The sequence below is a fragment of the Tepidimonas ignava genome (assembly GCF_004342625.1).
GTDB lineage: Bacteria > Pseudomonadota > Gammaproteobacteria > Burkholderiales > Burkholderiaceae_C > Tepidimonas > Tepidimonas ignava.
The window spans coordinates 14,812-39,467 of sequence record NZ_SMAH01000002.1; the positions used below are offsets into that span (position 1 = coordinate 14,812).

Annotated in this window: 21 protein-coding genes and 1 tRNA gene; 3 read left to right on the forward strand and 19 right to left on the reverse strand. The window is 67.2% G+C overall.

Annotated features, from left to right (window positions below; all coding sequences use genetic code 11):
* Nucleotides 1-65: 65 nt before the first annotated feature.
* The 14 genes from EDC36_RS01475 to uvrB form a co-directional block, all read right to left on the reverse strand.
* On the reverse strand, nt 66-437 hold the full coding sequence (locus EDC36_RS01475) for an ArsR/SmtB family transcription factor (protein WP_132961493.1): 372 nt from the start codon (nt 435-437) through the stop codon (nt 66-68).
* Nucleotides 438-504: 67 nt separating this feature from the next.
* A complete protein-coding gene (locus EDC36_RS01480) occupies nt 505-2,409 on the reverse strand; it encodes a propionate--CoA ligase (protein ID WP_132961494.1) in 1,905 nt (634 codons plus the stop codon).
* A gap of 132 nt (nt 2,410-2,541) precedes the next feature.
* Nucleotides 2,542-2,616, reverse strand: a tRNA-Val gene (locus EDC36_RS01485).
* A gap of 86 nt (nt 2,617-2,702) precedes the next feature.
* The gene (gene dnaQ, locus EDC36_RS01490; protein ID WP_132961495.1) at nt 2,703-3,413 is read right to left on the reverse strand and encodes a DNA polymerase III subunit epsilon; all 711 of its coding nucleotides are present in this window, start codon (nt 3,411-3,413) and stop codon (nt 2,703-2,705) included.
* Between the two features lie 38 nt (nt 3,414-3,451).
* A complete protein-coding gene (gene fdx / locus EDC36_RS01495; RefSeq protein WP_132961496.1) occupies nt 3,452-3,790 on the reverse strand; it encodes an ISC system 2Fe-2S type ferredoxin in 339 nt (112 codons plus the stop codon).
* A gap of 2 nt (nt 3,791-3,792) precedes the next feature.
* Nucleotides 3,793-5,688, reverse strand: coding sequence for a Fe-S protein assembly chaperone HscA (gene hscA, locus EDC36_RS01500; protein ID WP_132961497.1), 1,896 nt, complete (start codon nt 5,686-5,688; stop codon nt 3,793-3,795).
* Entirely contained in the window at nt 5,688-6,254 is a 567-nt protein-coding gene (gene hscB / locus EDC36_RS01505; RefSeq protein ID WP_243646426.1) for a Fe-S protein assembly co-chaperone HscB, read from the reverse strand. Before hscB ends, hscA begins: the two co-directional genes overlap by 1 nt.
* Nucleotides 6,232-6,555, reverse strand: coding sequence for an iron-sulfur cluster assembly protein IscA (iscA, locus tag EDC36_RS01510; protein WP_132961498.1), 324 nt, complete (start codon nt 6,553-6,555; stop codon nt 6,232-6,234). The genes hscB and iscA overlap by 23 nt, the downstream gene beginning before the upstream one ends.
* A gap of 2 nt (nt 6,556-6,557) precedes the next feature.
* Complete coding sequence (gene iscU / locus EDC36_RS01515) at nt 6,558-6,965, reverse strand: Fe-S cluster assembly scaffold IscU (protein WP_132961499.1); 408 nt, start codon at nt 6,963-6,965, stop codon at nt 6,558-6,560.
* Between the two features lie 40 nt (nt 6,966-7,005).
* Complete coding sequence (locus EDC36_RS01520) at nt 7,006-8,226, reverse strand: IscS subfamily cysteine desulfurase (protein ID WP_132961500.1); 1,221 nt, start codon at nt 8,224-8,226, stop codon at nt 7,006-7,008.
* A 33-nt stretch (nt 8,227-8,259) separates the two neighbouring features.
* Complete coding sequence (locus EDC36_RS01525) at nt 8,260-8,793, reverse strand: Fe-S cluster assembly transcription factor (protein WP_132961501.1); 534 nt, start codon at nt 8,791-8,793, stop codon at nt 8,260-8,262.
* Between the two features lie 125 nt (nt 8,794-8,918).
* Nucleotides 8,919-10,844 carry a sensor histidine kinase gene (locus EDC36_RS01530; RefSeq protein WP_132961502.1) on the reverse strand — a complete coding sequence of 642 codons (1,926 nt, stop codon included), beginning with the start codon at nt 10,842-10,844 and terminating at the stop codon, nt 8,919-8,921.
* A gap of 20 nt (nt 10,845-10,864) precedes the next feature.
* Nucleotides 10,865-11,518, reverse strand: coding sequence for a LuxR C-terminal-related transcriptional regulator (locus EDC36_RS01535; RefSeq protein ID WP_132961503.1), 654 nt, complete (start codon nt 11,516-11,518; stop codon nt 10,865-10,867).
* Nucleotides 11,519-11,574: 56 nt separating this feature from the next.
* Nucleotides 11,575-13,644, reverse strand: coding sequence for an excinuclease ABC subunit UvrB (gene uvrB / locus EDC36_RS01540; protein ID WP_132961504.1), 2,070 nt, complete (start codon nt 13,642-13,644; stop codon nt 11,575-11,577).
* Between the two features lie 171 nt (nt 13,645-13,815).
* On the opposite strand from uvrB, the gene EDC36_RS01545 reads away from it, so the two are divergent.
* The 3 genes from EDC36_RS01545 to rsxB all read left to right on the forward strand — a co-directional run bounded on the left by EDC36_RS01545 (nt 13,816) and on the right by rsxB (nt 17,210).
* Nucleotides 13,816-15,012, forward strand: coding sequence for an amino acid aminotransferase (locus tag EDC36_RS01545; RefSeq protein WP_132961505.1), 1,197 nt, complete (start codon nt 13,816-13,818; stop codon nt 15,010-15,012).
* A gap of 110 nt (nt 15,013-15,122) precedes the next feature.
* Nucleotides 15,123-16,526: a polyhydroxyalkanoate depolymerase gene (locus EDC36_RS01550; protein ID WP_132961506.1), complete on the forward strand. Its 1,404-nt coding sequence runs from the start codon at nt 15,123-15,125 to the stop codon at nt 16,524-16,526.
* A 6-nt stretch (nt 16,527-16,532) separates the two neighbouring features.
* Nucleotides 16,533-17,210 (forward strand): electron transport complex subunit RsxB, encoded by a 678-nt coding sequence (gene rsxB / locus EDC36_RS01555; protein ID WP_243646427.1) that lies wholly within the window; start codon nt 16,533-16,535, stop codon nt 17,208-17,210.
* On the opposite strand, the gene EDC36_RS01560 is transcribed toward rsxB, so the two are convergent.
* From EDC36_RS01560 to scpA, 5 genes are all read right to left on the reverse strand, one after another.
* Complete coding sequence (locus tag EDC36_RS01560) at nt 17,198-17,683, reverse strand: VOC family protein (protein ID WP_132961507.1); 486 nt, start codon at nt 17,681-17,683, stop codon at nt 17,198-17,200. The genes rsxB and EDC36_RS01560 overlap by 13 nt on opposite strands.
* Nucleotides 17,680-19,746 carry an acetyl-CoA carboxylase biotin carboxylase subunit gene (accC, locus tag EDC36_RS01565; RefSeq protein WP_132961508.1) on the reverse strand — a complete coding sequence of 689 codons (2,067 nt, stop codon included), beginning with the start codon at nt 19,744-19,746 and terminating at the stop codon, nt 17,680-17,682. Before accC ends, EDC36_RS01560 begins: the two co-directional genes overlap by 4 nt.
* A gap of 23 nt (nt 19,747-19,769) precedes the next feature.
* Nucleotides 19,770-21,302 carry an acyl-CoA carboxylase subunit beta gene (locus EDC36_RS01570; protein WP_132961509.1) on the reverse strand — a complete coding sequence of 511 codons (1,533 nt, stop codon included), beginning with the start codon at nt 21,300-21,302 and terminating at the stop codon, nt 19,770-19,772.
* 66 nt (nt 21,303-21,368) lie between these two features.
* Nucleotides 21,369-22,427, reverse strand: a complete 1,059-nt coding sequence (gene meaB, locus EDC36_RS01575; RefSeq protein ID WP_132961510.1) for a methylmalonyl Co-A mutase-associated GTPase MeaB — start codon at nt 22,425-22,427, stop codon at nt 21,369-21,371.
* Complete coding sequence (gene scpA, locus EDC36_RS01580) at nt 22,424-24,598, reverse strand: methylmalonyl-CoA mutase (RefSeq protein ID WP_132961511.1); 2,175 nt, start codon at nt 24,596-24,598, stop codon at nt 22,424-22,426. Before scpA ends, meaB begins: the two co-directional genes overlap by 4 nt.
* Between the last annotated feature and the right edge of the window lie 58 nt (nt 24,599-24,656).

Consider the following 24,656-nt stretch of genomic DNA (forward strand, 5'->3'; position numbering starts at 1 on the left):
CTTTTTTGTAACGGGTTTGAAACCGACGGCAGTGCTGTGGCCGCCGTTGCGCCACCCCGCCGCGATCACACCCCGCGCGGGGTCAAGCGCTGGCTGGGTGGCACCCCGTTGGGCTCGTCGAGTTCGATGGCGATTTGGGTGCACACCGTGCGGCACAGCGCCACCGCCTGCTCACTCTGCACCCGGTAGTACACCTGGGTGCCCTCTTTGCGTTTGGCCAACACACCGGCGCGGTACAGCAGGTTGAGGTGCTGCGACAGGTTGGGCTGGGTGGTGTCGATCTCGGCCAGCAGCTCCGAGACCGATTTTTCCTTGTCACACAAGGCGTTGAGGATGCGCAACCGCATCGGCGTGGCCAAAATGCCGAACAGCTCGGCGGCCAGCTCGAATACACGCTGCTTGTCGACGACGGCGTCGGTGTCGGTGAGTTGTTGCATATATCGGCATTCGCAGTCTGTCGCCAATGATAGCGACAAAGGCCGCGAATGCCAAAACACCCGCGCGTCAGCGCGGCGGTGCCACCAGGTCGCGGATCTGCTGCAAGGCCGAGGGGTCGTCCAGCGTGGTCAGGTCGCCAGGGTCACGCCCCTCGCACACCGCCTGGATGGCGCGGCGCAGCAGCTTGCCGCTGCGCGTCTTGGGCAACAGGTTGACAAAGCGCACGCGCGCCGGCCGTGCCACCGCACCCAGTTGCTCGTCGACGAGCTTCATGATGTCGCCTTCGAGCTTGAGCGCGTCGGCTTCGGTGGCGGCACGCGCCGGGTCCTTCAGCACGGCAAACGCCACCGCCACCTGCCCCTTGAGCGCGTCGGCCACGCCCACCACGGCGACCTCGGCCACCGCCGGGTGGCTGGCGATGCTTTCTTCGATTTCGCGCGTGCCCAGGCGGTGGCCGGCGACGTTGATGACGTCGTCGGTGCGGCCCAAGATGTAGTAGTAGCCGTCGGCGTCACGCACACCCCAGTCGAAGGTGCTGTACATCTGCTTGCCCGGGATGCTGGACCAGTACGTCTTGACGTAGCGCTGATCATCCCCCCACACCGTCTGCAAGCAACCCGGCGGCAGCGGGTAGTTGACGGCGATGACGCCTTTGCGGTTGGGTTCGTGGATTTCCTCGCCCGTCACCTCATCGATCAGGCGCACGTCGTAGCCGTACACGGCCTTGCCCGGCGAGCCAAACTTCGTCGGGGCCGGCTCGACGCCGTTGCAGATGGCCAAAATGGGCCACCCGGTTTCGGTTTGCCAGTAGTTGTCGATGACCGGCTTGCCCAACGCCTGGCTGATCCAGGTGGCGGTGGGCTCGTCCAGCGGCTCGCCGGCCAGAAACAGCGCGCGCAGGCTGCTCAGGTCGTACTTGCTCAGGTACGCCGGGTCTTGCTTTTTCAGCACACGCGCGGCGGTGGGGGCCGTGAACATGATGCTGACGCGGTAGTCCTGCACCAGGCGCCACCAGATGCCCGCGTCGGGGCGGATCGGCGTGCCCTCGTACATGATCGTGGCCATGCCGTTGATCAGCGGGCCGTAGATGATGTAACTGTGGCCGACGACCCAACCGATGTCGCTGGTGGAAAAGTACGTCTCGCCCGGGTTGGCCATGTAGATGTGGCGCATCGAGGCGGCCAACGCCACCGCATAACCGCCGGTGTCACGCTGCACCCCTTTGGGCTTGCCGGTGGTGCCGCTGGTGTAAAGGATGTAGCTCGGATGCGCGCTGTCCACCCACTCGCACGGCACCTGCGCGTCCAGGTGCTGCTGGCGCAGCGCCGCGTAATCGACGTCGCGGCCCGGCACGGGGTCCAGCGGCGCCAGCCCGCGGTTGACCATCAACACCCGCTCGGGCTTGTGCCCCGCCAAGCGAATGGCCTCGTCCAACAGATGCTTGTACGGTACCACCTTGCCGCCGCGCATGCCGGCGTCGGCGCTGACGATGACCTTGGGCGCCGCGTCGTCGATGCGGGTGGCCAGGCTGTGGCTGGCAAAGCCGCCAAACACCACCGAGTGGATGGCGCCGATGCGCACGCAGGCCAGCATCGCAAACGCCGCCTCGGGGATCATCGGCATGTAGATCAGCACGCGATCGCCTTTGCCCACCCCCAGCGAGCGCAGGATCGCCGCCATGCGTTGCACCTCGGTGTGCAGCTCGCGGTAGGTGTAGGCACGCTCGGTGTCGGTCTCGGTCGAGACGTAGATCAGCGCGTTTTGGTCGGCACGCGCGGCCAGATGACGGTCCACCGCGTTGTGGCACAGGTTGGTCAGCCCCCCTTCGAACCACGTGACGAACGGCGGCCGTTCGGTGTTGCAGACGCGGTCAAAGGGCCGGTGCCAGTCGATCAGGCGGGCTTGCTCGGCCCAGAACGCGTCGCGTTCTTCGATCGAGCGACGGTAAAACGCGGCGTACTCGGCAGCCATGGCGAACAATCTCCTCGGGATCGTGATAGGGCTTGATCACGACACGATTATGGATCCATGACTTGCGCGATGCTGACACCGCCACGCGCACAACAAAAAACCCAGCCGCAGGGCTGGGTTGGACAATCAGGTTGGTGGGTGATAGTGGGATCGAACCACTGACCCCTGCCGTGTGAAGGCAGTGCTCTACCGCTGAGCTAATCACCCGGCGACGTTGCGTCGTCGATGAACGTTATTATAGACGACTTTGTGGCTGATTTTCGGCGCGGGCGGCGCTGGCGCAACGTTCGGCGTCACGCCGCGCCCACGCGGCGCCACACGGTGCGCCCTTTGGTTTCCTGGTCCAGCGCAGCCAGCAGCGCTTCGTGCGCCGCGAGCTCGTCGGCGTCGGGCGCCAGCACCGGCAGCTCCAGCGACGACAGGTCGCGGCGCACGTCGTCACCAGCCCCTTCGCCAAGGCTGGCGCCGAGGTCGATCACCAGCGACTCCTGCCCGCGGGTCATGTAGATGTAGACGTCGGCCAGCAGCTCGGCGTCCAGCAGCGCCCCGTGCAGTTGCCGCCCCGAATTGTCCACCCCCAGACGGTCGCACAGCGCGTCCAGGCCGTTGCGCTTGCCCGGCCACATTTCCTTGGCCAGCACCAGCGTGTCGACCACGCCACGCACCAGGGCGCGGGTCGGCCCCAAGCCCAGGCGGCCGAACTCGGCGTCCAAAAAACCCAGGTCAAACGGCGCGTTGTGGATGATCAGCTCGGCGCCCTGCAGGTAGTCGGCCAGCTCGGCGGCGATGTCGGCAAAGCGCGGCTTGTCGGCCAAAAACTCGCGCGTGATGCCGTGCACACGCAGCGCGCCCTCGTCGATGTCGCGGTCGGGGTTGAGGTAGTAGTGCCGGTTGTTGTGCGTCAGTTGCCGGTTGACCAGCTCGACGCAACCGATTTCGATGATGCGGTCGCCGTTGTGCGGCGACAGGCCCGTGGTTTCGGTATCGAGCACGATTTGACGCATGGGTCGTCCAAGGCCAGGCTACTTGGCGCGGCGGCGCTTCAGTGCCGCTCGCGCGCGTGGTTGATGGTGTAGCGCGGGATTTCGATCGTGACATCCTGGTTGCCCAGACGGGCTTGACAGCTCAGGCGCGAGGTGGGCGCCAAGCCCCAGGCCTTGTCCAGCAGGTCTTCTTCTTCTTCCGTGGGTTCGCCCAGCGACGCGTAGCCTTGCCGCACGATCACGTGGCAGGTGGTGCACGCGCAACTCATCTCGCAGGCGTGCTCGATGGGGATGTCGTGGTCCAGCAGCGCCTCGCAAATCGAGGTGCCGGTCGGAGCATGGATGGTGGCCCCCTGGGGACAGATCTCCGGGTGCGGCAGTACGGTGATGGCAGGCATCGTCAGATGGACTCCACGTGGCGCCCGGCCAAGGCCTGGGCGATGCTGCGGTTCATGCGGCGTGCGGCAAAGGCCTCGGTACCTTTGGCCAGCGCTTCGGTGGCGGCGGTGATGGCGGCGGTGTCGTCGCCCTGGCGCACGGTGTCGAGGTGCTGCAGCAACGCCTCGATGGCGGCGCGCTCGCCGGTGTCGAGCAAGTCGCCGTCGGCCGCCAACGCCTGGCGCGTGGCCAACAGCAGGCGCTCGGCTTCAACCCGCGCCTCGGCCAGCGCGCGCTGGCGCATGTCGGCTTCGGCGCTGGCGAAGCTCTCCTGCAGCATGCGGGTGATGTGCTCGTCGCTCAGGCCGTACGACGGCTTGACTTCGACGTGCGCTTCGACGCCGCTGGACAGCTCCTGCGCGCTGACGGTCAGCAGCCCGTCGGCGTCCACCGTGAAGGTGACGCGGATGCGCGCCGCCCCCGCCGCCATCGGCGGGATGCCGCGCAGCGTGAAACGCGCCAGGCTGCGGCAGTCTTTGGCCAGGTCGCGCTCGCCCTGCACCACATGGATGGCCAGCGCGGTCTGGCCATCTTGGAAGGTGGTGAAATCCTGCGCCCGCGCGGTCGGGATGGGGGTGTTGCGCGGCACGATGCGCTCGACGATGCCGCCCATGGTCTCGATGCCCAGCGACAGTGGGATCACGTCCAGCAGCAGCAGCTCACCTTCGGGATCGTTGCCGGCCAGCTGGTTGGCTTGGATCGCCGCGCCCAACGCCACCACCTGGTCGGGGTCGAGGTTGGTCAGCGCCGGCCGCCCGAACAGCGCCGCCACCGCGTCGCGCACGAGCGGCATGCGGGTCGATCCGCCCACCAGCACGACGCCCTTGACGTCGTCCACCCCGATGCGCGCGTCGTGCAGCACGCGGCGCACCGCGTGCAGCGTGCGCTCGGTCAACGGTCGCGTGGCGGCGTCCAGGTCGGCCATCGACACCGGCAGGCTGGCCCCACCCACGGCGGCCGGCAGGCGCAGCGGCACGGCCTGCCCCGCTCCGGCGCTGGACAGGGCTTCTTTGACCCGGCGCGCTTCGGCCAGCAGGTCGGCACGGGGGTGCGGCGCCAGCGACTCCAGCGTCGCATCGGCTTGCGCCGCCCGCAACGCCCACGCGGCTAACGCGCGGTCGTAGTCGTCGCCGCCCAGGGCCGAGTCCCCCCCGGTGGCCACGACTTCGAACACCCCCTTGGTCAGCCGCAGCAACGAGACGTCAAACGTGCCACCCCCAAGGTCGTAGACCAGGTACAACCCTTCGGCGGCGTTGTCCAGACCGTACGCGATGGCGGCCGCGGTCGGTTCGTTGAGCAGCCGCAGCACGTTGAGCCCCGCCAGCCGCGCGGCGTCTTTGGTGGCCTGGCGCTGCGCGTCGTCGAAGTACGCCGGCACCGTGATGACCGCGCCGTACAACTCGGTGCCGAAGGTGTCTTCGGCACGCTGGCGCAGCGTGGCCAGGATCTCGGCGCTGACCTCCACCGGGGTTTTGTCGCCCGCGACGGTGCGCACGACGATACCGCCAGGGCCGTCGGCCACCGTGTACGGCAGCCGCGCGGCCACGCCGTCACGCTCAATATCCGCCAGCGCACGGCCCATCAGGCGTTTGACCGAGCTGATGGTGTTGGCCGGGTCGTCCACCTGGGCGGCCAGGGCGTCGAAGCCGATCTGGCGCGACGGCTGGTGGCCCGGCGGCAGGTAGCGCACGACGCTGGGCAGGATCACGCGCCCTTGCGCGTCCGGAAGGCACTCGGCCACGCCGTGACGCACGGCTGCGACCAGCGAATGGGTCGTGCCCAGGTCGATGCCGACCGCGACGCGGCGTTGGTGGGGGTCCGGCGTCATGCCGGGCTCGGAGATTTGCAACAGCGCCATCAATCGTGTTCCGTATGGGCGGCTGCGTGCAGCCGCGCGTGCAGTTCGTCCAGCAGGCGTTCGATGAACATCAGCGCGCGCACTTGCGCCACCGCCGCCTGGGCGTCACCCGCGTCGTCGATGGCGTGCGCCAGCGCCTGCAACCGCCGGGCGCGCTCGGCCTGCACGTCCGCTTCGAGCGCGCGCAGCGCGTTGGTGTCGCCGCCGGCGTCATCCAACGCCTCGCGCCACTGCATCTGCTGCGCCAAAAAGTCCGCCGGCATGGCGGTGTTGGACTCCGCCTGCACCGGCACACCGTGCAGTTCGCACCAGTACGCGGCGCGCCGCAGAGGGTCGCGCAGGCGCTGGTACGCCTCGTTGATGCGCACCGACCACTGCATCGCCACGCGCTGCGCGGCCGCCCCCTGCGCCGCATGGCGATCGGGGTGCGCCAGACGCTGCAGCGCCTGACGGCGCTGGTTCAGCTCGGCCTCGTCCAGCGCAAAGCGCCGCGGCAGGCCCAACAGCGCGAAGTCGTCGGCCTGCAGCGCACCCAGCGTCGCTTCAGACGCGGAACGACTCGCCACAGCCACAGCGGTCACGCTCGTTGGGGTTGTTGAACTTGAAGCCCTCGTTGAGGCCCTCGCGCACGAAGTCGAGCTCGGTGCCGTCCAGGTACGGCAGGCTTTTGGGGTCCACCAGCACCTTGACGCCATGGGCGTCAAAGACGATGTCTTCCGGCGCGGCCTCGTCGGCGTACTCCAGCTTGTACGCCAAGCCGGAGCAACCGGTGGTTTTGACGCCCAGCCGCACCCCGATGCCCTTGCCCCTGCGAGCAAGGTACTTTTGAACGTGCCGTGCGGCGGCTTCGGTCAGGGTGATGGCCATGGTCAAGCGGTTTGCTCCTGCGTGGCCGCGGCGTGCTTGCGGCGGTAATCTTCCACCGCCGCCTTGATGGCGTCCTCGGCCAGGATTGAGCAGTGTATCTTGACGGGCGGCAGGGCCAGCTCTTCGGCGATCTGGCTGTTTTTGATCTGCACCGCTTCGTCCAGCGTCTTGCCTTTGACCCATTCGGTCACCAGCGAGCTGGAGGCGATGGCCGAGCCGCAGCCGTAGGTTTTGAAGCGCGCGTCTTCGATGACCCCGGTTTGCGGGTTGACCTTGATTTGCAGCTTCATAACGTCGCCGCACGCCGGCGCGCCGACCATGCCGGTGCCGACCGTGTCGTCGTTTTTGTCGAAGCTGCCCACGTTGCGCGGGTTTTCGTAGTGGTCGATGACCTTGTCGCTGTATGCCATGGTCACGCTCCTGGTGGTGTTGGGAAAACCGGGTGCCGCGTCAATGCGCCACCCACTGGATCGAATCGAGGTCGACGCCCTCCTGGTACAGCTCCCACAGCGGCGACAGCTCACGCAGCTTGGCCACGTTGGCCTTGATGGCTTCGATGGCGTAGTCGATGTCGGCCTCGGTGGTCCAGCGCCCGATTGTGATGCGCAGGCTGCTGTGCGCCAGCTCGTCGCTGCGCCCAAGCGCGCGCAGCACGTAGCTGGGCTCCAGGCTGGCCGAGGTGCAGGCCGATCCGCTGGACACCGCCACCCCTTTGATGCCCATGATGAGCGACTCGCCCTCGACGTAGTTGAAGCTCATGTTGAGGTTGTGCGGCACGCGCCGTGTCGGGTGGCCGTTGATGTACGACTGCTCGATCTGCGTCAGCCCCGCCACCAAGCGGTCGTGCAGGCGCTGGATGCGCGGCAGCTCGGTGGGCATTTCGGCCTTGGCGATGGCAAACGCCTCGCCCATGCCGACGCACTGGTGCGTGGCCAGCGTGCCGGAGCGCAGACCGCGTTCGTGCCCGCCGCCGTGCATCTGCGCTTCCAGCCGCACGCGCGGCTTGCGCCGCACGTACAGCGCGCCGATGCCTTTGGGGCCGTAGGTTTTGTGCGACGCCAGGCTCATCAAGTCGATGGGCAACTGACGCAGGTCGATCTCGACCTTGCCGGTGGCCTGCGCGGCGTCGCAGTGGAAGATCACCCCTCGTTCGCGGCAGATGGCGCCGATCGCGGCCACGTCCTGGATGACCCCGATTTCGTTGTTGACCAGCATCACGCTGGCCAGGATCGTGTCGGGCCGCAGCGCGGCACGAAACGCATCCAGGTCCACCAAACCGTCGGGCTGCACGTCCAGGTAGGTGACCTCGAAGCCTTCGCGCTCCAGGTGACGGCAGGTGTCCAGCACCGCCTTGTGCTCGGTCTTGACGGTGACGATGTGGCGCCCGCGGTCCTGGTAAAAGTGTGCCGCACCTTTGAGGGCCAGGTTGTTGGACTCGGTGGCGCCGCTGGTCCAGATGATTTCGCGCGGGTCCGCCCCGATCAGGTCGGCCACTTGTTCGCGGGCATGTTCAACCGCTTTTTCCGCTTCCCAGCCCCAGGCATGGCTGCGCGACGCCGGGTTGCCGAAGTGCTCGTGCAACCACGGGATCATTTTTTCGACGACGCGCGGATCCACCGGCGTGGTGGCGCTGTAGTCCATGTACAAGGGGTAGTGTTGGGTGTGGCTCATCGCGGCGCTCTCCTGCTGCGTCGGGGTGGCGGGTCAGTGCGCGCCGGCGGTGGCCAGCGCGAACACGGAATTGGGGGCGTTGACCCGGATGGGCTTGACCACGGGGTTGGGCGAGATAGCCCGCTTCAGCGACGGCCCTTGCTCGACCACCGCCCCGCGCGCGAGCTGGTCGTCGACCAGCTTTTGCAGCGTCACCGAGCGCAAAAACTCCAGCATGCGGGCGTTGAGTTCTTCCCACAGCTCGTGGGTCATGCAGGGCTGGCCCTCACCGTGGCAATTTTCCTTGCCGCCGCACTGCGTGGCGTCGATCGGCTCGTCCACCGACAGGATGATGTCGGCCACCGTGATTTCGCTGGCCTTGCGCCCCAGGGTGTAGCCGCCGCCGGGGCCGCGGGTGGACTCGACCAGCTTGTGGCGACGCAGCTTGCCAAACAGCTGCTCCAGGTACGACAGCGAGATGTGCTGACGCTGGCTGATGGCGGCCAACGTGACCGGCCCACTGGCCTGGCGCAAGGCCAAATCGATCATCGCCGTGACGGCGAAGCGCCCTTTGGTGGTCAGACGCATGGCAACACTCCTGGTCGTGCGGCAGGTCCGGACACCGGTGGTGTCCGCATTCCTGACTGTTTTGCTAAAGTATAGCAAAAGCCGAACAAAAAAGTCGGGAATACCCCGCACCAACCGGCGGTTTTTCAGCGCGTCCAACCGCTGTCCGACACCGGCCTGCCCTGCCCGATCGGAAAAGCGAACTCGATACCGGTGCCGGGATGGGCATCGTAAAAGCGCACCATGGCGCCCAAGCGGGCCGCACGCGCCAGCACGTTGCGCAGACCACGCCCCTCGGCCGGGCGCTGCTCGGCGGGCGGCAGGCCGACGCCGTCGTCTTCGATGGCCAGGATCACGTGGTCCTCGCGCACCCAGGTGCTGACCGTGATGCGCCGGGCCCGTGCGTGCTTGACCACGTTGGCAAAAATTTCCTGCAGGCAGCGAAACAGGTGCAAGACCCCGCGCGAGTCGAGCATCGCCAACGGTGGCACGTCCTGCACCTCCCAGCGCAACTCCAGCCCCACGCTCTCCAGCGCCGGCCCCAGCCGCCGGCGCAGCGTGCCCAGGATGGCTGGCAGGTCGCCGTCCATCGGCTCGAACGAGTCCAGCGTCAGGCGCAACTCGTCCAGCGCCTGGCGCAGCATGGTCGCCAGCGCGTCGCGGTCGAGCTGGGCGTTGGGGTTGCGCACCAGGTTGAGCGTTTGCACCAGCTGGCTGCCCAACCCGTCGTGCATGTCGCGCATCAGGCGCCGGCGCTCCTCTTCGATGACGCGTTGGCGCTCGGCCGCTTGCAGCTGCGCAAACGCCTGGTTGAGTTCGCGCTCGCGCTGCGCGATGCGCTGCGCCAGCGTCGCGTTGAGGCGGTGCACCGTTTGGGCCCAGGCGGCCGCGCGCTCCACCAGCACCCAGCCCAGGGTCAGCGTCAGCACCAGGCTGCCCACCGTCATCCAGCGCAGGTCGCCGTCGCCGGGCAGGTTGAGCTGGATGACGGCGAAGTCGCGCAGGGCCGTCAACCACGTGAACAGCGCCACCAGCGCCACCAGCAGGTGCTGCTGCAGCAACGCCCGTGCGCGCCATTGGTCCACCACCGCGGCGAGCAGCGCCACGGCGGCGAACACGGTCATCAGCGCCGCCCACACGCGAATCAAGTCGTAGGACTGCAACCACAACGCGGCGGCCGTCCACAGCGGCGACAGCGCCATCGTCGCCCACGCGCCCTGGCGTACCCAGGCCAGCCGACGGCCGAACAGCTCTTCGATCGTCAGCACGAAAAACCCGACGTACACACCGAAGGCGCTCCAGCGCAGCAGAATCAGCCAATCCAGGGGCAGCGGCGGCTCGACGGCCGTGACCAGCGCGGTGCGTGCCCCCAGCGCCAGCGCCGCCACCGCCATCAGCGCGAACAGCCGCTCCCCCAGGGCCCGCCACAGCAGCAGCGCCAACGCGCCGATGAACAACGCCAACGCGGCCATCACCCAAGAGCCCGTGACTTGCCACATCAACAGGGACTGATGGCGCTCCTGCAGCATGGCCTGGGGCCCCAGCACGATCGGCCACAGGCCGCTGCGCTCCAGCACGCGGGCCTGCACCTCGACGACGAGCTCGTTGTCGGCCGGTTGGGCCGTCAGCAACGCGGCGGGCAAGGCCACCAGGTGGGGCACGGCATGGCCCAGCACGCTGGCCTCGGGCGCGGCGTCCCAGCCAAACTGGTAGATCTCCTGCCCGTTGAGCAACACCCGCAGCCGCGTGCCCACCCGCGGCATCAGCATCGCCAGCCGCGGCGTGTCGCCCACAACGTAGCTCAGCCCGGTGGGCCAGGTGATGCGGTAGCGCGCTTGATCCCACCACGCCGGCCCTTCATCGTCGAGGATGTGCGGCAACGCCACGCGCCGCGGCGCCTGCCCGGGGTCATGCGGCAGCGACAACAAGGCCGTCTCCACCTTGACGGTGCCCGGCGGCTGCCACGGCCGGGTAAGCATGTACAACGCCCACAACAAGCCGGCCAACGCCAGGGCCAGCACCACCGTCAGAACCCGCGACGACGCCCGCACCGCCGTGCGCGGGGCAGCCACGGGCTCGCCGGCGCCGGTTGTCACAGCAGCCCCCGGGCCTGCGCGGCACGCACCACCTGCACGCGGGTGCGCACGGCCAGCTTGCGGTACAGGTTTTTGATGTGGGTGCTGACGGTGGACACGCCAATACCCAGCCGTTGGGCAATCTCCTTGTTGACGTAGCCTTGCGCCACCAGCCGCAACACGTCGGTTTCGCGCTCCGACAGCACCGGCACCGGGCCGTCGGCGGGGTCACGCTCCTCATCAGCCTGGCGGAACTGCTTGAGCAGCATGCGCGCCAGCAGCGGTGAAATCGGCGCGCCCCCCTGCCGAATTTGTTCGATCGCCTCGATCAGCTCCTCGGCGCTGCAGCCCTTGAGCACGTAGCCGGTGGCGCCCAGCTGCAGCGCGCGGATCAGGCGCGACTCGTCGCCGAACACGGTGAACACCAGCAGCTCGGCGTCGGGGCGCGCCTCGGCCAGCGCGCGCAGCATATCTTCGCCCCGCCCGTCGGGCAGGCCCAGGTCGACCAGAAACACGTCGGCCAGGCTGTGCGGGGCCATGCGCTGCGCGTGGGCGAAGGTGTCGGAGTAGCCCACCAGCTTGAAATCGCTGCGCGCAGCCAGGGCGTCTTCGACGAAGCGCAGGATGCTGCGGTCGTCTTCGATCAGGTAGATGCGCGTGGTGTCCGTCATGGCGAAATTGTCGACCAAGCACGGGCCGCGCCGCCTCCCCCAAACGGGGGAGGTCGTCAACCTGCGACGACGTCGGGATGCTGCGCGCCCAGCACGCGCGCTTTGAGCGCCAGCAGTTGGTCGCGCACGCGCGCCGCGGCCTCGAACTCGAGGTTGCGCGCATGCTCCAGCATTTGCTTTTCGAGTTGTTTGATGGCCCGCGCGAGGTCATTTTCGTCCATGTCCTGCAGCTCTTGGACGCTGGCGCGCACCTCGGCCGCGCGCTGCGCCACCTCCTGGGCGCGGTCGCTGGCCACGCCGTCGATCAGGTCTTTGATGCGTTTGCGCACCCCCCGTGGGGTGATGCCGTGCGCGGCGTTGTAGGCCAACTGCTTGGCGCGGCGACGCTCGGTTTCGTCGATGGCGCGGCGCATCGAATCGGTGACGCTGTCGGCGTACAAAATGGCCATGCCGTTGAGGTTGCGCGCGGCGCGGCCGATGGTCTGGATCAGGCTGCGTTCGGAGCGCAGGAACCCCTCTTTGTCGGCGTCCATGATGGCCACCAGCGACACCTCGGGGATATCCAGCCCTTCGCGCAGCAGGTTGATGCCCACCAGCACATCGAACGCGCCCAGCCGCAGGTCGCGGATGATTTCGGCCCGCTCCACGGTGTCGATGTCGGAGTGCATGTAGCGCACGCGCACGCCGTTGTCGTGCAGGTATTCGGTCAACTGCTCGGCCATGCGCTTGGTCAGCACGGTGATCAGCACCCGCTCGTGCCGCTGCACGCGCAGGTGGATCTCGTGCAGCGCGTCGTCGACCTGCGTGCTGGCCGGCCGCACCTCGACCACCGGGTCCACCAACCCCGTCGGGCGCACCACCTGCTCGACCACCTGCCCGCTGCGGCGCAGCTCGTACTCGCCCGGCGTGGCCGACACAAAAATGACCTGGCGCATGCGCTGCTCGAATTCTTCGAACTTCAACGGCCGGTTGTCCAGCGCGCTGGGCAGGCGAAAACCGTAGTCGACCAGGGTTTGCTTGCGTGCGCGGTCGCCGTTGTACATGCCCGCCAGTTGCCCCGTCATCACGTGGCTTTCGTCCAAAAACATCAACGCGTCGGGCGGCAGGTAGTCCACCAGCGTCGGTGGCGGCTCGCCGGGGCGAGCGCCCGAGAGGTGCCGTGTGTAGTTTTCGATGCCCTTGCAATGGCCCACTTCGGCCAGCATCTCCAGGTCGAACCGGGTGCGTTGTTCCAACCGCTGGGCTTCCAGCAGCTTGCCCTGCTCGGTGAACCAGCGCACGCGCTCACGCAGCTCGGCCTGGATGGTGTCGATGGCGCGCAGAATCTGTTCGCGTGGCGTGACGTAGTGGCTGCCGGGGTAGACCGTGAAGCGCGCCAAGGTGCGCTCGATGCGGCCGGTCAGCGGGTCGAACAGGCTCAGGCGCTCGACCTCGTCGTCGAACAGCTCGATGCGCAGCGCCAGTTCCGAATGCTCGGCCGGAAAGACATCGATCACATCGCCCCGCACGCGAAACTTGCCGCGCACGAACTCTTGCTCGTTGCGCTGGTACTGCATGCGCACCAACTGCGCGATGATGTCGCGCTGCCCCAGGCGGTCGCCGGTGCGCAGCGTGAGCACCATGCGGTGGTAGTTCTGCGGGTCGCCTATGCCGTAGATGGCACTGACCGTGGCCACGATCAGCACGTCACGGCGCTCCAGCAGGCTTTTGGTGGCGCTGAGACGCAGCTGCTCGATGTGCTCGTTGATGGCGCTGTCCTTTTCGATGTACAGGTCGCGCTGCGGCACGTAGGCTTCGGGCTGGTAGTAGTCGTAGTAGCTGACGAAATACTCGACCGCGTTGTGCGGAAAAAATTCGCGGAATTCGCTGTACAGCTGCGCGGCCAGCGTTTTGTTGGGTGCAAACACGATGGCCGGCCGCCCCAGGCGGGCGATGACGTTGGCCATCGTGTAGGTCTTGCCCGAGCCGGTCACCCCCAGCAGCGTCTGAAACGCTTCGCCGTCGCGCACCCCTTCCACCAGGCGCTCGATCGCCTCGGGCTGGTCGCCCGCGGGCGGGTACGGCTGGTACAACTCGAAGGGCGATCCCTCGAAACGGACAAACGATCCATGCGGCTCACTGCTCATACCGCCACAGTGTAGCGAGCACGCAGGCGCCGCCCGTGCCGTGAGGCACGGCGGCCGTACAATTATTGGTTGCGCCCATTCGGCCAGCCCAGCCCTTGTTAGGGCACCACCGCCACGGCCGCCATTGCGCTGCGCACCATCCACCGCCTTCAGACCGAGAGACTCCCGATCATGACGCTGTTTGCCCACGTCGAAATGGCCCCGCGCGACCCCATTTTGGGCCTCAACGAACAGTTTGCCGCCGACCCCCGCCCCACCAAGGTCAACCTGGGCGTGGGGGTGTACTACGACGACAATGGCAAGCTGCCGCTGCTGCAGTGCGTGCAGCAAGCCGAGGCCCAACTGATGGCGCAGCCGGCGCCGCGCGGCTACCTGCCCATCGACGGCCTGCCCGCCTACGACAACGCCGTCAAGGCGCTGGTGTTTGGCGCCGACAGCGACGTCGTGCGCAGCGGCCGCGTGGCCACCGTGCAGGCGCTGGGCGGCACGGGCGCGCTCAAGATCGGGGCGGACTTTTTGCACAAGCTCAACCCCAACGCCCAGGTGTTGATCAGCGACCCGAGCTGGGAAAACCACCGCGCCTTGTTCAGCAACGCGGGCTTTGCCGTGGCCACGTACGCCTACTACGACGCGGCGGCGCGCGGCGTCAACGTCGATGGCATGCTGGCCAGCCTGCGTGCGGCCGCCCCTGGCACCATCGTCGTGCTGCACGCCTGCTGCCACAACCCCACCGGCTACGACCTCACGCCCGAGCAATGGGACGCCGTGGTGGCCGTGGTGCGCGAGCGCGGCCTGGTGCCGTTTTTGGACATGGCCTACCAAGGCTTTGGGCATGGCATCGCCGAAGACGGCGCCGCGGTGCGCAAGTTCGTCGAAGCGGGCCTGGACGTGTTCGTGGCCACCTCGTTTTCCAAGAGCTTCAGCCTGTACGGCGAGCGTGTGGGCGCCTTGTCGGTCGTGTGCGCCGACAAGGATGAGGCCGAGCGTGTGCTGTCGCAGCTCAAAATCGTCGTGCGCACCAACTACTCCAACCCGCCCACCCACGGCGCCGCCGTGGTGGCCAAGGTGCTGGGCACGCCTGAGCTGCGGGCCTTGTGGGAGCAGGAGCTGGGCGGCATGCGCACGCGTATCAAAGCCATGCGCGAACAGTTGGTCCAAGGCTTGCAGGCCGTCGGCGTGCAGCGCGACATGTCGTTCATCACCCGCCAGATGGGCATGTTCAGCTACTCCGGGTTGACCAAGGAGCAAATGCAGCGCCTGCGCAGCGATTTCGGCGTGTACGGCACCGACACCGGGCGCATGTGCGTGGCGGCGCTCAACAGCCGCAACATCGACTACGTGTGCAAGGCCATCGCGGCAGTGCTGTAAGCTGGCCCGTTGTCCCCGAGGTGACCGACCCTCGGGGATTGTGCCAGTGGCGCGCGCATCAGCTTCCTGTTATATTTGCTGCACTGCAACATTGACACCAAGGGGCTGGCATGCTGTACCACCTGTATGAGGCGCAGCGCGCGTTGATCGAACCGTTTTCCGACTTCGCGGCCGTGGCCGCGAAGATGTTCGCCACGCCCACCTCGCCACTGGCGCAGGCGCCGTTCGCGCAGCGCATCGCCGCCGCGTACGACCTGCTGCACCGCCTGGGCAAGGACTACGAAAAACCCGAGTTCGGCATCCGCACCATCGAGATCGAAGGCGTGCAGGTCGCCGTGCACGAGCGCGTCGAGAGCGACAAGCCGTTTTGCCAATTGCGCCGCTTCAAGCGCTACGCCGACGACCACGCCACGCTGGCGCGGCTGAAAGACCAGCCCGTCGTGTTGATCGTGGCGCCGTTGTCAGGCCACTACGCGACGCTGCTGCGCGACACGGTGCGCACGATGTTGCGTGACCACAAGGTGTACATCACCGACTGGAAAAACGCGCGCATGGTGCCGCTGGCCGACGGTGACTTTCACCTGGACGATTATGTCCACTACGTCACCGAGTTCATCCGCTACCTGCAGCGCAATTACGGCAACTGCCATGTGATGAGCGTGTGCCAGCCCACGGTGCCGGTGCTGGCTGCGGTGTCGCTGATGGCCAGCCGCGGCGAGCGCACGCCGCTGTCGATGACGATGATGGGCGGCCCGATCGACGCGCGCCGCTCGCCCACCGCGGTCAACAACCTGGCCACCCAGCGCAGCCTGGCGTGGTTTGAAAACAACGTCATCTACCGGGTGCCGCCGGGCTTTCCGGGCGAAGGACGCCGCGTGTACCCGGGCTTTTTGCAGCACGCGGGGTTCATCGCGATGAACCCGGACCGGCACGTCAACAGCCACTACGACTACTTCCAGCACCTGATCCAAGGCGACAACGAAAGCGCCGAGGCCCACCGCCAGTTCTACGACGAGTACAACGCGGTGCTGGACATGGACGCGAACTACTACCTGGAAACGATCCGCACCGTGTTTCAGGAGTTTCGCCTCGTGCACGGCACGTGGGACGTGCGCGCCCCCGACGGGCGCCTGGAACGGGTGCGCCCGCAGGACATCCGCAACACGGGGCTGCTGACGGTGGAGGGCGAGCTGGACGACATTTCCGGCAGTGGCCAGACCCGCGCGGCGCACGACCTGTGCACCGGCATCGCCCCCCACGAGCGCGAGCACTTCGAGGTGCAGGGGGCCGGGCATTACGGCATTTTCAGCGGCCGACGCTGGCGCGAGAAAGTGTACCCGGTGGTGCGCGACTTCATCGCCCGCCACCAGCCGAGGGCCGCCGGCACCGAGACGGCCGACGTGGAATCGGAGGCGGCGCTGATGGCCGCGGCCATCCAGCGCGACAGCAGCGTCGAGCCGACACCCACCCCGGCCGCCAGCCGCCGGCGTCGCCGTGCGCAACCCGGGGCGTAAGGTACGTTGTCATCCACCGTGGACAAGGCCGAGCTTGCCGCGCGAATCGACGCGGCGCTGCCGCAGACCCAGTGCACGCGCTGCGGCTACCCGGACTGCCGCGCCTACGCCGAGGCCATCGCAACCCAGGGCGCGGCCATCAACCGCTGCCCACCCGGGGGGCAACAAGGTGTGCAGCGCCTGGCGGCACTGACCGGCCAGCCGGCGCTGCCGTTGGACCCGTCGTGCGGCAGCGAGGGGCCGATGGGCGTGGCCGTCATCGACGAGGATTGGTGCATCGGTTGCACGTTGTGCCTGAAGGTCTGCCCGACCGACGCCATCGTCGGTGCGCACAAGCGGATGCACACGGTGATGGAACCCGAGTGCACCGGCTGCGAGTTGTGCATCCCTGTGTGCCCGGTGGACTGCATCCAAATGGTGGTGACCACGCCCGGGCGCACCGGCTGGGCCGCGTGGAGCGACGCGCAGGCCGAGCGCGCGCGCCAGCGTTACCACGCGCGCCGGGCGCGGCTGCAGCGGCAGGCCGACGAGCACCAAGCCCGCCAGTTGGCCAAGGCCGAGGCCAAATTGGCCGACCTGGCCGCGCATTCCAAGCACACCGACCCCGCGCTGCTGGAACGCAAGCGGGCGCTGGTGCAGGCGGCCATCGACAAGGCGCGCGCCGCGCGCCGTCAGGCCGGCTGAGCGGCCAGCGCCTCGAACGCGCGCACCACCTCCGGCGGCGCCTGCACGAGCTCGATCAACACGCCTTCGCCACCCTGCGGAAACGCTTCGTTGCCTTTGGGGTGGATGAAGCAGATGTCAAAACCTGCCGCACCTTGGCGGATCCCGCCAGGGGCGAAGCGCACGCCCTGCGCCTTGAGCCACTCGACCGCCTTGGGCAAATCGTCCACCCACAGCCCCACATGGTTCAGCGGTGTGGCGTGGACGGCAGGCTTGCGGTCCGGGTCCAACGGCTGCATCAGGTCCACCTCCACCCGAAGCGGGCCGTGGCCAACGGCGCAAATGTCCTCATCGACGTTTTCGCGCTCGCTGACGAAGGTGCCCGTGACCTGCAGGCCCAACAGGTCCACCCAGAGCCGCCGCAGCCGCGCCTTGTCCGGCCCACCGATGGCGATTTGCTGGATGCCCAGCACCCGAAACGGACGCGCGCTCATCGCTCGAACTCCACGATCGGCTGATCGACCACCAGGCTGTCGCCCTTGGCGGCCAGCACCTTGGCCACCACGCCGTCGGCCGGCGCGAACAGAATGTTTTCCATCTTCATCGCCTCGATCACCGCCACGCGTTCGCCGGCCTGCACGCGCTGCCCCGGCTGCACCGTCACGTCCACCAGCAGCCCGGGCATGGGCGACAGCACGTAGCGGCTCATGTCGGGCGGCGCCTTGTGCGGCATCAGGCGGTGCAACGCCGCCACGCGCGGCGACACCACCAGGCACGTCAGGCGCGTGCCGTTGTGCTGCACCACCAACGCCAGCGGTTGCGTCGCCGAGCCGCGCTCGACCTGCGCGGTGAACGGCCGACCATTGCATTCGCCGCGGATCACGATGTCGTTGAGGCGCGACGTGGACGTGATCTTGTAGCGTGGCGCGTCGTCGCCCTGCCCCACACGCACACTGGCGTAGCCCGTTTCACCCACATACTCGTCCACATGGACCGGTGTGTAACGATGCTGTCCGCCGACGGCGTCCAGCGTGATGACGACGTAATCCTTGCTGATCTTGGCGCCGTAGCCCGGCATTTGGCCGCTGATGCTGGCGGCAAACTCGCGGCTCTTGCGGCGCACGAACGCGGCCAGCGCGACCAGGAAGTCGGGGTCGTCGTGGGTGATGTCCTCGGGGCGGAACCCCTGCGCGTAGTGTTGCGCGATAAAACCGGTGTTGAAGCGCCCGGCCACGAAGTCCGGGTGCGCCATCAACGCGGCCTGGAACGGGATGTTGCTGCTGATGCCGCGGATGACAAAGCCGTTGAGCGCCTCGCGCATCTTGGCGATGGCGTCGAGCCGGTCTTTGCCGTGCACGATGAGCTTGGCGATCATCGAGTCGTAATACATCGGGATCTCGCCGCCTTCGAACACCCCGGTGTCGACACGCACGCCGTAGCGGTGCGCGGTGTCGGCGGCCCACATCGTGACCGCAGGCGGCCTGAAGTGCACCAACCGCCCCGTCGAGGGCAAAAAGTTGCGCATCGGGTCCTCGGCGTTGATGCGGCACTCGATGGCCCAGCCCTCGCGCCGGATGTCGGCCTGGGCGAAGGGCAGCTTTTCGCCAGCGGCCACGCGGATCATCAGCTCCACCAGGTCCAGCCCAGTGATGCACTCGGTCACCGGATGTTCGACCTGCAGCCGCGTGTTCATTTCGAGGAAGTAAAAGCTCTGGTCCTTGCCGACCACGAACTCCACCGTGCCCGCGCTTTGGTAGCCCACCGCCTTGGCCAGCGCCACGGCCTGCGCGCCCATGGCGGCGCGGGTTGCTTCGCTGATGAAGGGTGACGGGGCTTCTTCGATGACCTTTTGGTGACGGCGCTGGATCGAGCACTCGCGCTCCCACAGGTACACGACGTTGCCGTACGCGTCGCCCAGCACCTGAATCTCGATGTGGCGCGGCTCTTCGACAAACTTTTCGATGAAGACGCGGTCGTCGCCGAAGCTGGCGCGTGCCTCGTTGCGGCACGAGGTGAAGCCCTCCAGCGCTTCCTTGTCGTTGTAGGCCACCCGCAGCCCCTTGCCGCCGCCGCCCGCGCTGGCCTTGATCATCACCGGGTAGCCAATCTCGCGCGCGATCTGCACCGCCTGCTCGGGCGTGTCGATGGGGTCGTTGTAACCTGGGATGGTGTTGACCCCGGCTTCCTTGGCCAGCTTTTTGGACGCGATCTTGTCGCCCATCGCGGCGATCGCCTGATGCTTGGGGCCGATGAAAACCAGGCCCTCTTCCTCCACGCGGCGGGCGAAGTCTTCGTTCTCGCTCAGAAAACCGTAACCCGGGTGGATGGCCTGCGCCCCGGTGGACTTGGCCGCGGCGATGATCTTGTCGGCCACCAGGTAGCTTTCGCGGCTGGGCGCCGGGCCGAGGCACACGGCCTCGTCGGCCAGGCGCACGTGGCGAGCCTCACGGTCGGCTTCGGAGTACACCGCCACGGTGGCGATGCCCATCTTTTTGGCGGTGGCGATGACGCGGCAGGCGATTTCGCCGCGGTTGGCAATCAGGATTTTTTTAAACATAGGCGTTCTCCATCGACGCGCCATCACAACGGGATGTTGCCGTGCTTGCGCCACGGGTTGTCGAGCTTTTTGTCCTTCAGCATGGCCAACGAGCGGCAAATGCGCTTGCGCGTCTCGTGCGGCAGGATGACGTCATCGATGTAGCCCCGCTCGGCCGCGACGAACGGGTTGGCAAAGCGGCGTTTGTATTCGGCCTCACGCTCGGCCAGCTTGGCGGGGTCTTTTTTGTCCTCGCGGAAAATGATTTCCACCGCCCCCTTGGCACCCATGACCGCGATTTCCGCGTTGGGCCAGGCCAGGTTGACGTCGCCGCGCAGGTGCTTGGAGGCCATCACGTCGTAGGCGCCGCCGTAGGCCTTGCGGGTGATGACGGTGATCTTGGGCACGGTCGCCTCGGCGTAGGCGTACAGCAGCTTGGCGCCGTGCTTGATGATGCCGCCGTACTCTTGCGCCGTGCCGGGCAAAAACCCCGGCACGTCCACGAACGTGATCACCGGGATGTGGAAAGCGTCGCAAAAACGCACGAACCGCGCCGCCTTGATCGAGGATTTGATGTCCAGACAGCCGGCCAGCACCAACGGTTGGTTGGCCACGATGCCCACCGTTTGCCCGTCCATACGGGCAAAGCCGACGATGATGTTTTGCGCGTATTCAGGCTGAATCTCGAAAAAATCGCCGTCATCCACCGTCTTGAGGATCAGCTCCTTCATATCGTACGGCTTGTTGGGGTTGTCCGGCACCAGCGTATCCAGGCTGGGTTCGCAGCGATCGATGGGATCGCCCGTGCGCCGAACGGGCGGCTTTTCGCGGTTGGACAGCGGCAGGTAGTTGAACAGGCGGCGCACCATCAGCAGCGCTTCGATGTCGTTGTCGAACGCGCGGTCGGCCACCCCGCTTCTGGTGGTGTGCGTCAGCGCCCCGCCCAGCTCCTCGGCGGTCACCTCCTCGTGCGTGACGGTCTTGACCACCTCCGGCCCGGTCACGAACATGTAAGACGTGTCCTTGACCATGAAGATGAAGTCGGTCATCGCGGGGCTGTACACCGCGCCGCCCGCGCACGGCCCCATGATGACGCTGATTTGGGGGATGACGCCCGAGGCCAGCACGTTGCGCTGGAACACCTCGGCGTAGCCGCCCAGCGAGGCAACGCCTTCCTGAATGCGCGCGCCGCCGGAGTCGTTCAGGCCAATGACGGGCGCACCGACCTTCATGGCCTGGTCCATGATCTTGCAAATTTTTTCGGCGTGCGCCTCGGACAACGCGCCGCCGAACACGGTGAAATCCTGGCTGAACACGAACACCAGGCGGCCGTTGATCGTGCCGTAGCCGGTCACGACCCCATCGCCGGGGATTTTGTTGTCGGCCATGCCGAAGTCGGTGCAGCGGTGCTCGACGAACATATCCCACTCTTCGAAGCTGCCCTCGTCGAGCAACGCCTCGATGCGCTCACGGGCGGTGAGCTTGCCTTTGCCGTGCTGGGCTTCGATACGCTTGGGGCCTCCGCCCAGCCGCGCTGCGGCGCGTTTGCGCTCGAGCTGTTCGAGGATGTCTTGCATGGTGGTCACTCCTAGGGCCAATGGGTGGTTGGTGTCGATGGGGTCGAGGCGGCCTGTCGCACGGACTCAACACCGCTGCGCGGGTGCGTCGGGGGTGGCATGCGCGGCGCCGTTGGCGGCGGACAAAAAGGCGCGCAACAACTCGCGCGCGGCCACCGACGGCACCGTGCGGCCGGCCAGCACCGCCTCGGTCAACGGGGCCAGGCGCTCGCGCACGCCGGGGTGGCCGGCAAACGCTTCGCGCAGGCCCGCATCGATGCGCTCCCACATCCAGGCTTGCGCTTGGCGCTGCCGCCGCGACTGCATGCGGCCGGTTTGGCGCTGCCGCTCCACAAACGTCTGCACCGCGCCCCAAAACGCTTCGATGCCCTGCCCCTGCAAGGCGCTGAGCTGCATCACCCGCGGCAGCCCGTCGTCGTGGTCGGTATCGGCCGCACGCCCGTGCAGCCCCAGCAGCCGCAGCGCGCTGGTGATGGTGGCTTGCGCCCGGGTGGCGGCGTCGGGGTCGAGGTCGGCTTTGTTGATGACGATGAGGTCGGCCACCTCCATGATGCCTTTTTTGATCGCCTGCAGGTCGTCACCCGCGTTGGGCAGTTGCAACACGCACAACAGGTCGGTCATGCCGGCCACGGCCGTTTCGCTTTGCCCCACCCCCACCGTCTCGACGATCACGATGTCGTAGCCCGCGGCCTCGCACACCAGCATCGCCTCGCGGGTCTTGGCGGCCACACCGCCCAACGTGCCGCCGCTGGGACTGGGTCGGATGAAGGCGCGCTCGTGCACGGACAGCTTTTCCATGCGGGTTTTGTCGCCCAAAATCGAGCCGCCCGACACGCTGCTGCTGGGGTCGACGGCCAGCACCGCCACCCGGTGGCCGCGCGCCACCAGCCACAGCCCCAGGGCCTCGATGAACGTGCTCTTGCCCACCCCGGGCACGCCGCTGATGCCCAAGCGCAGCGCCTTGCCCGTGTGCGGCAGCAGCGCCTCGAGCAGCGCGTCGGCCTGCTGGCGATGGTCGGCGCGGGTGGACTCCAGCAGCGTGATCGCCTTGGCCATCGCGCGGCGCTGCTGCATCGGGGCGCCGTGCCGCAGGGCTTGCAGCAGGCTTTCGGTGGCCGGGCTCATGACCGCTGGGCGCCGCGCTCGATCAGGGTCTGGCGGATTTTTTCCAGCACGTCCTTGGCGCTGGCCGGGATGGGTGTACCGGGGCCATAAATGCCCTTGACGCCCGCGTCGTAGAGGAATTCGTAATCCTGGCGCGGGATGACGCCGCCGACGAAGACGACGATGTCGTCCGCCCCCTGCTTGCGCAGCTCCTCGATGATGGCCGGCACCAGCGTCTTGTGCCCGGCGGCCAGCGTGCTGATACCCACCGCGTGCACGTCGTTTTCGATCGCCTGGCGGGCGCACTCCTCCGGTGTCTGGAACAGCGGACCGATGTCCACGTCGAAGCCAAGATCCGCGTACGCTGTGGCCACGACCTTGGCGCCGCGGTCGTGCCCGTCCTGGCCCAGCTTGGCGATCATCACGCGAGGACGCCGGCCAAACTCGGCGGCAAAGGCGTCGATTTCGGCCTTGAGCTTGTCCCAGCCCTCGGCACTGTCGTAAGCGGCAGCGTACACCCCGGTCACCTTTTGCGTATCGGCGCGGTGGCGCCCAAACACTTTTTCCAGCGCGTCCGAGACTTCGCCCACCGTCGCGCGGGCGCGCATGGCCTCGATCGACAGGGCCAGCAGGTTACCCTGGCCCGTGCGCGCGCACTCGGTCAGCGCGTCCAGCGCATGCTGCACCGCCGCGGCGTCGCGCGTGGCGCGGATGCGTTGCAGCCGCGCGATTTGCGCCTGACGCACCTTGAGGTTGTCCACCTCGAGAATCTCGACCGGGTCCTCTTTGTCGAGCCGGTACTTGTTGACGCCGACGATGACGTCCTTGCCGCTGTCGATGCGGGCCTGCTTTTCGGCCGCGCTGGCTTCGATCTTGAGCTTGGCCCAGCCACTTTGCACGGCGCGCGTCATGCCCCCCATGGCGTCGATCTCCTCGATCAACGCCCAGGCCTTGTCGGCCATTTGCTGGGTCAGCGTCTCCATCATGTAGCTGCCGCCCCAGGGGTCGATGACGTTGGTGATGTGCGTCTCTTCTTGCAGGATCAGTTGGGTGTTGCGCGCGATGCGGGCCGAAAACTCGGTCGGCAGCGCGATGGCCTCGTCAAAGCTGTTGGTGTGCAGCGACTGCGTGCCACCAAACACGGCCGCCATCGCTTCGATGGTGGTGCGCACGATGTTGTTGTAGGGGTCTTGCTCGGTCAGGCTCCAGCCCGAGGTCTGACAGTGCGTGCGCAGCATCAGGCTCTTGGGGTTCTTGGCGCCAAAGCCCTTCATGATGCGGCACCACAGCAGGCGCGCCGCCCGCATCTTGGCGATCTCGAGGTAAAAGTTCATCCCGATCGCCCAGAAAAAGCTCAGCCGCCCGGCAAACTCGTCCACATCCAGGCCCTTGGCCAGCGCGGTCTTGACGTACTCCTTGCCGTCGGCCAGCGTGAAGGCCAGCTCCAACGCCTGGTTGGCGCCAGCTTCCTGCATGTGGTAGCCCGAGATCGAGATCGAATTGAACTTGGGCATGTGCCGCGCCGTGTACTCGATGATGTCGCCGATGATGCGCATCGAGGGCTCGGGTGGGTAGATGTAGGTGTTGCGGACCATGAACTCCTTGAGGATGTCGTTTTGGATCGTCCCCGAGAGTTGGTCCTGGCGCACGCCCTGCTCCTCGGCCGCCACCACGTAGCCGGCCAGCACGGGCAGCACCGCGCCGTTCATCGTCATCGACACCGACACCTTGTCCAGCGGGATGCCTTCGAACAGGATCTTCATGTCCTCCACGCTGTCGATGGCCACGCCGGCCTTGCCGACGTCACCCACCACGCGCGGGTTGTCGCTGTCGTAGCCGCGGTGGGTGGCCAGGTCGAACGCCACGCTGACGCCTTGCGCGCCCGCAGCCAAGGCCTTGCGGTAAAAGGCGTTGGATTCTTCGGCGGTGGAAAACCCGGCGTACTGGCGGATCGTCCAGGGCTTGACGGCGTACATCGTGGCTTGCGGGCCGCGGATGAACGGCTCGAACCCCGGCAGCGTGTCGGTGTACGGCAGGTCGCGCACATCGGCCGCGGTGTACAGCGGCTTGACCGTGATGCCCTCGGGCGTGACCCAGTTCAGGCTTTCCAGCGGCGCGCCCTTGAGCGACTTGCGCGCGGCGGCCTCCCATTCGGCCAGGGTGACGGGGGGAAATTCAGGCGTGGTGGACATGGGTTTCTCGACGGGGTGACGTGCGGGTAGGGGGCAAGTTTACCGCATTCATAATTAT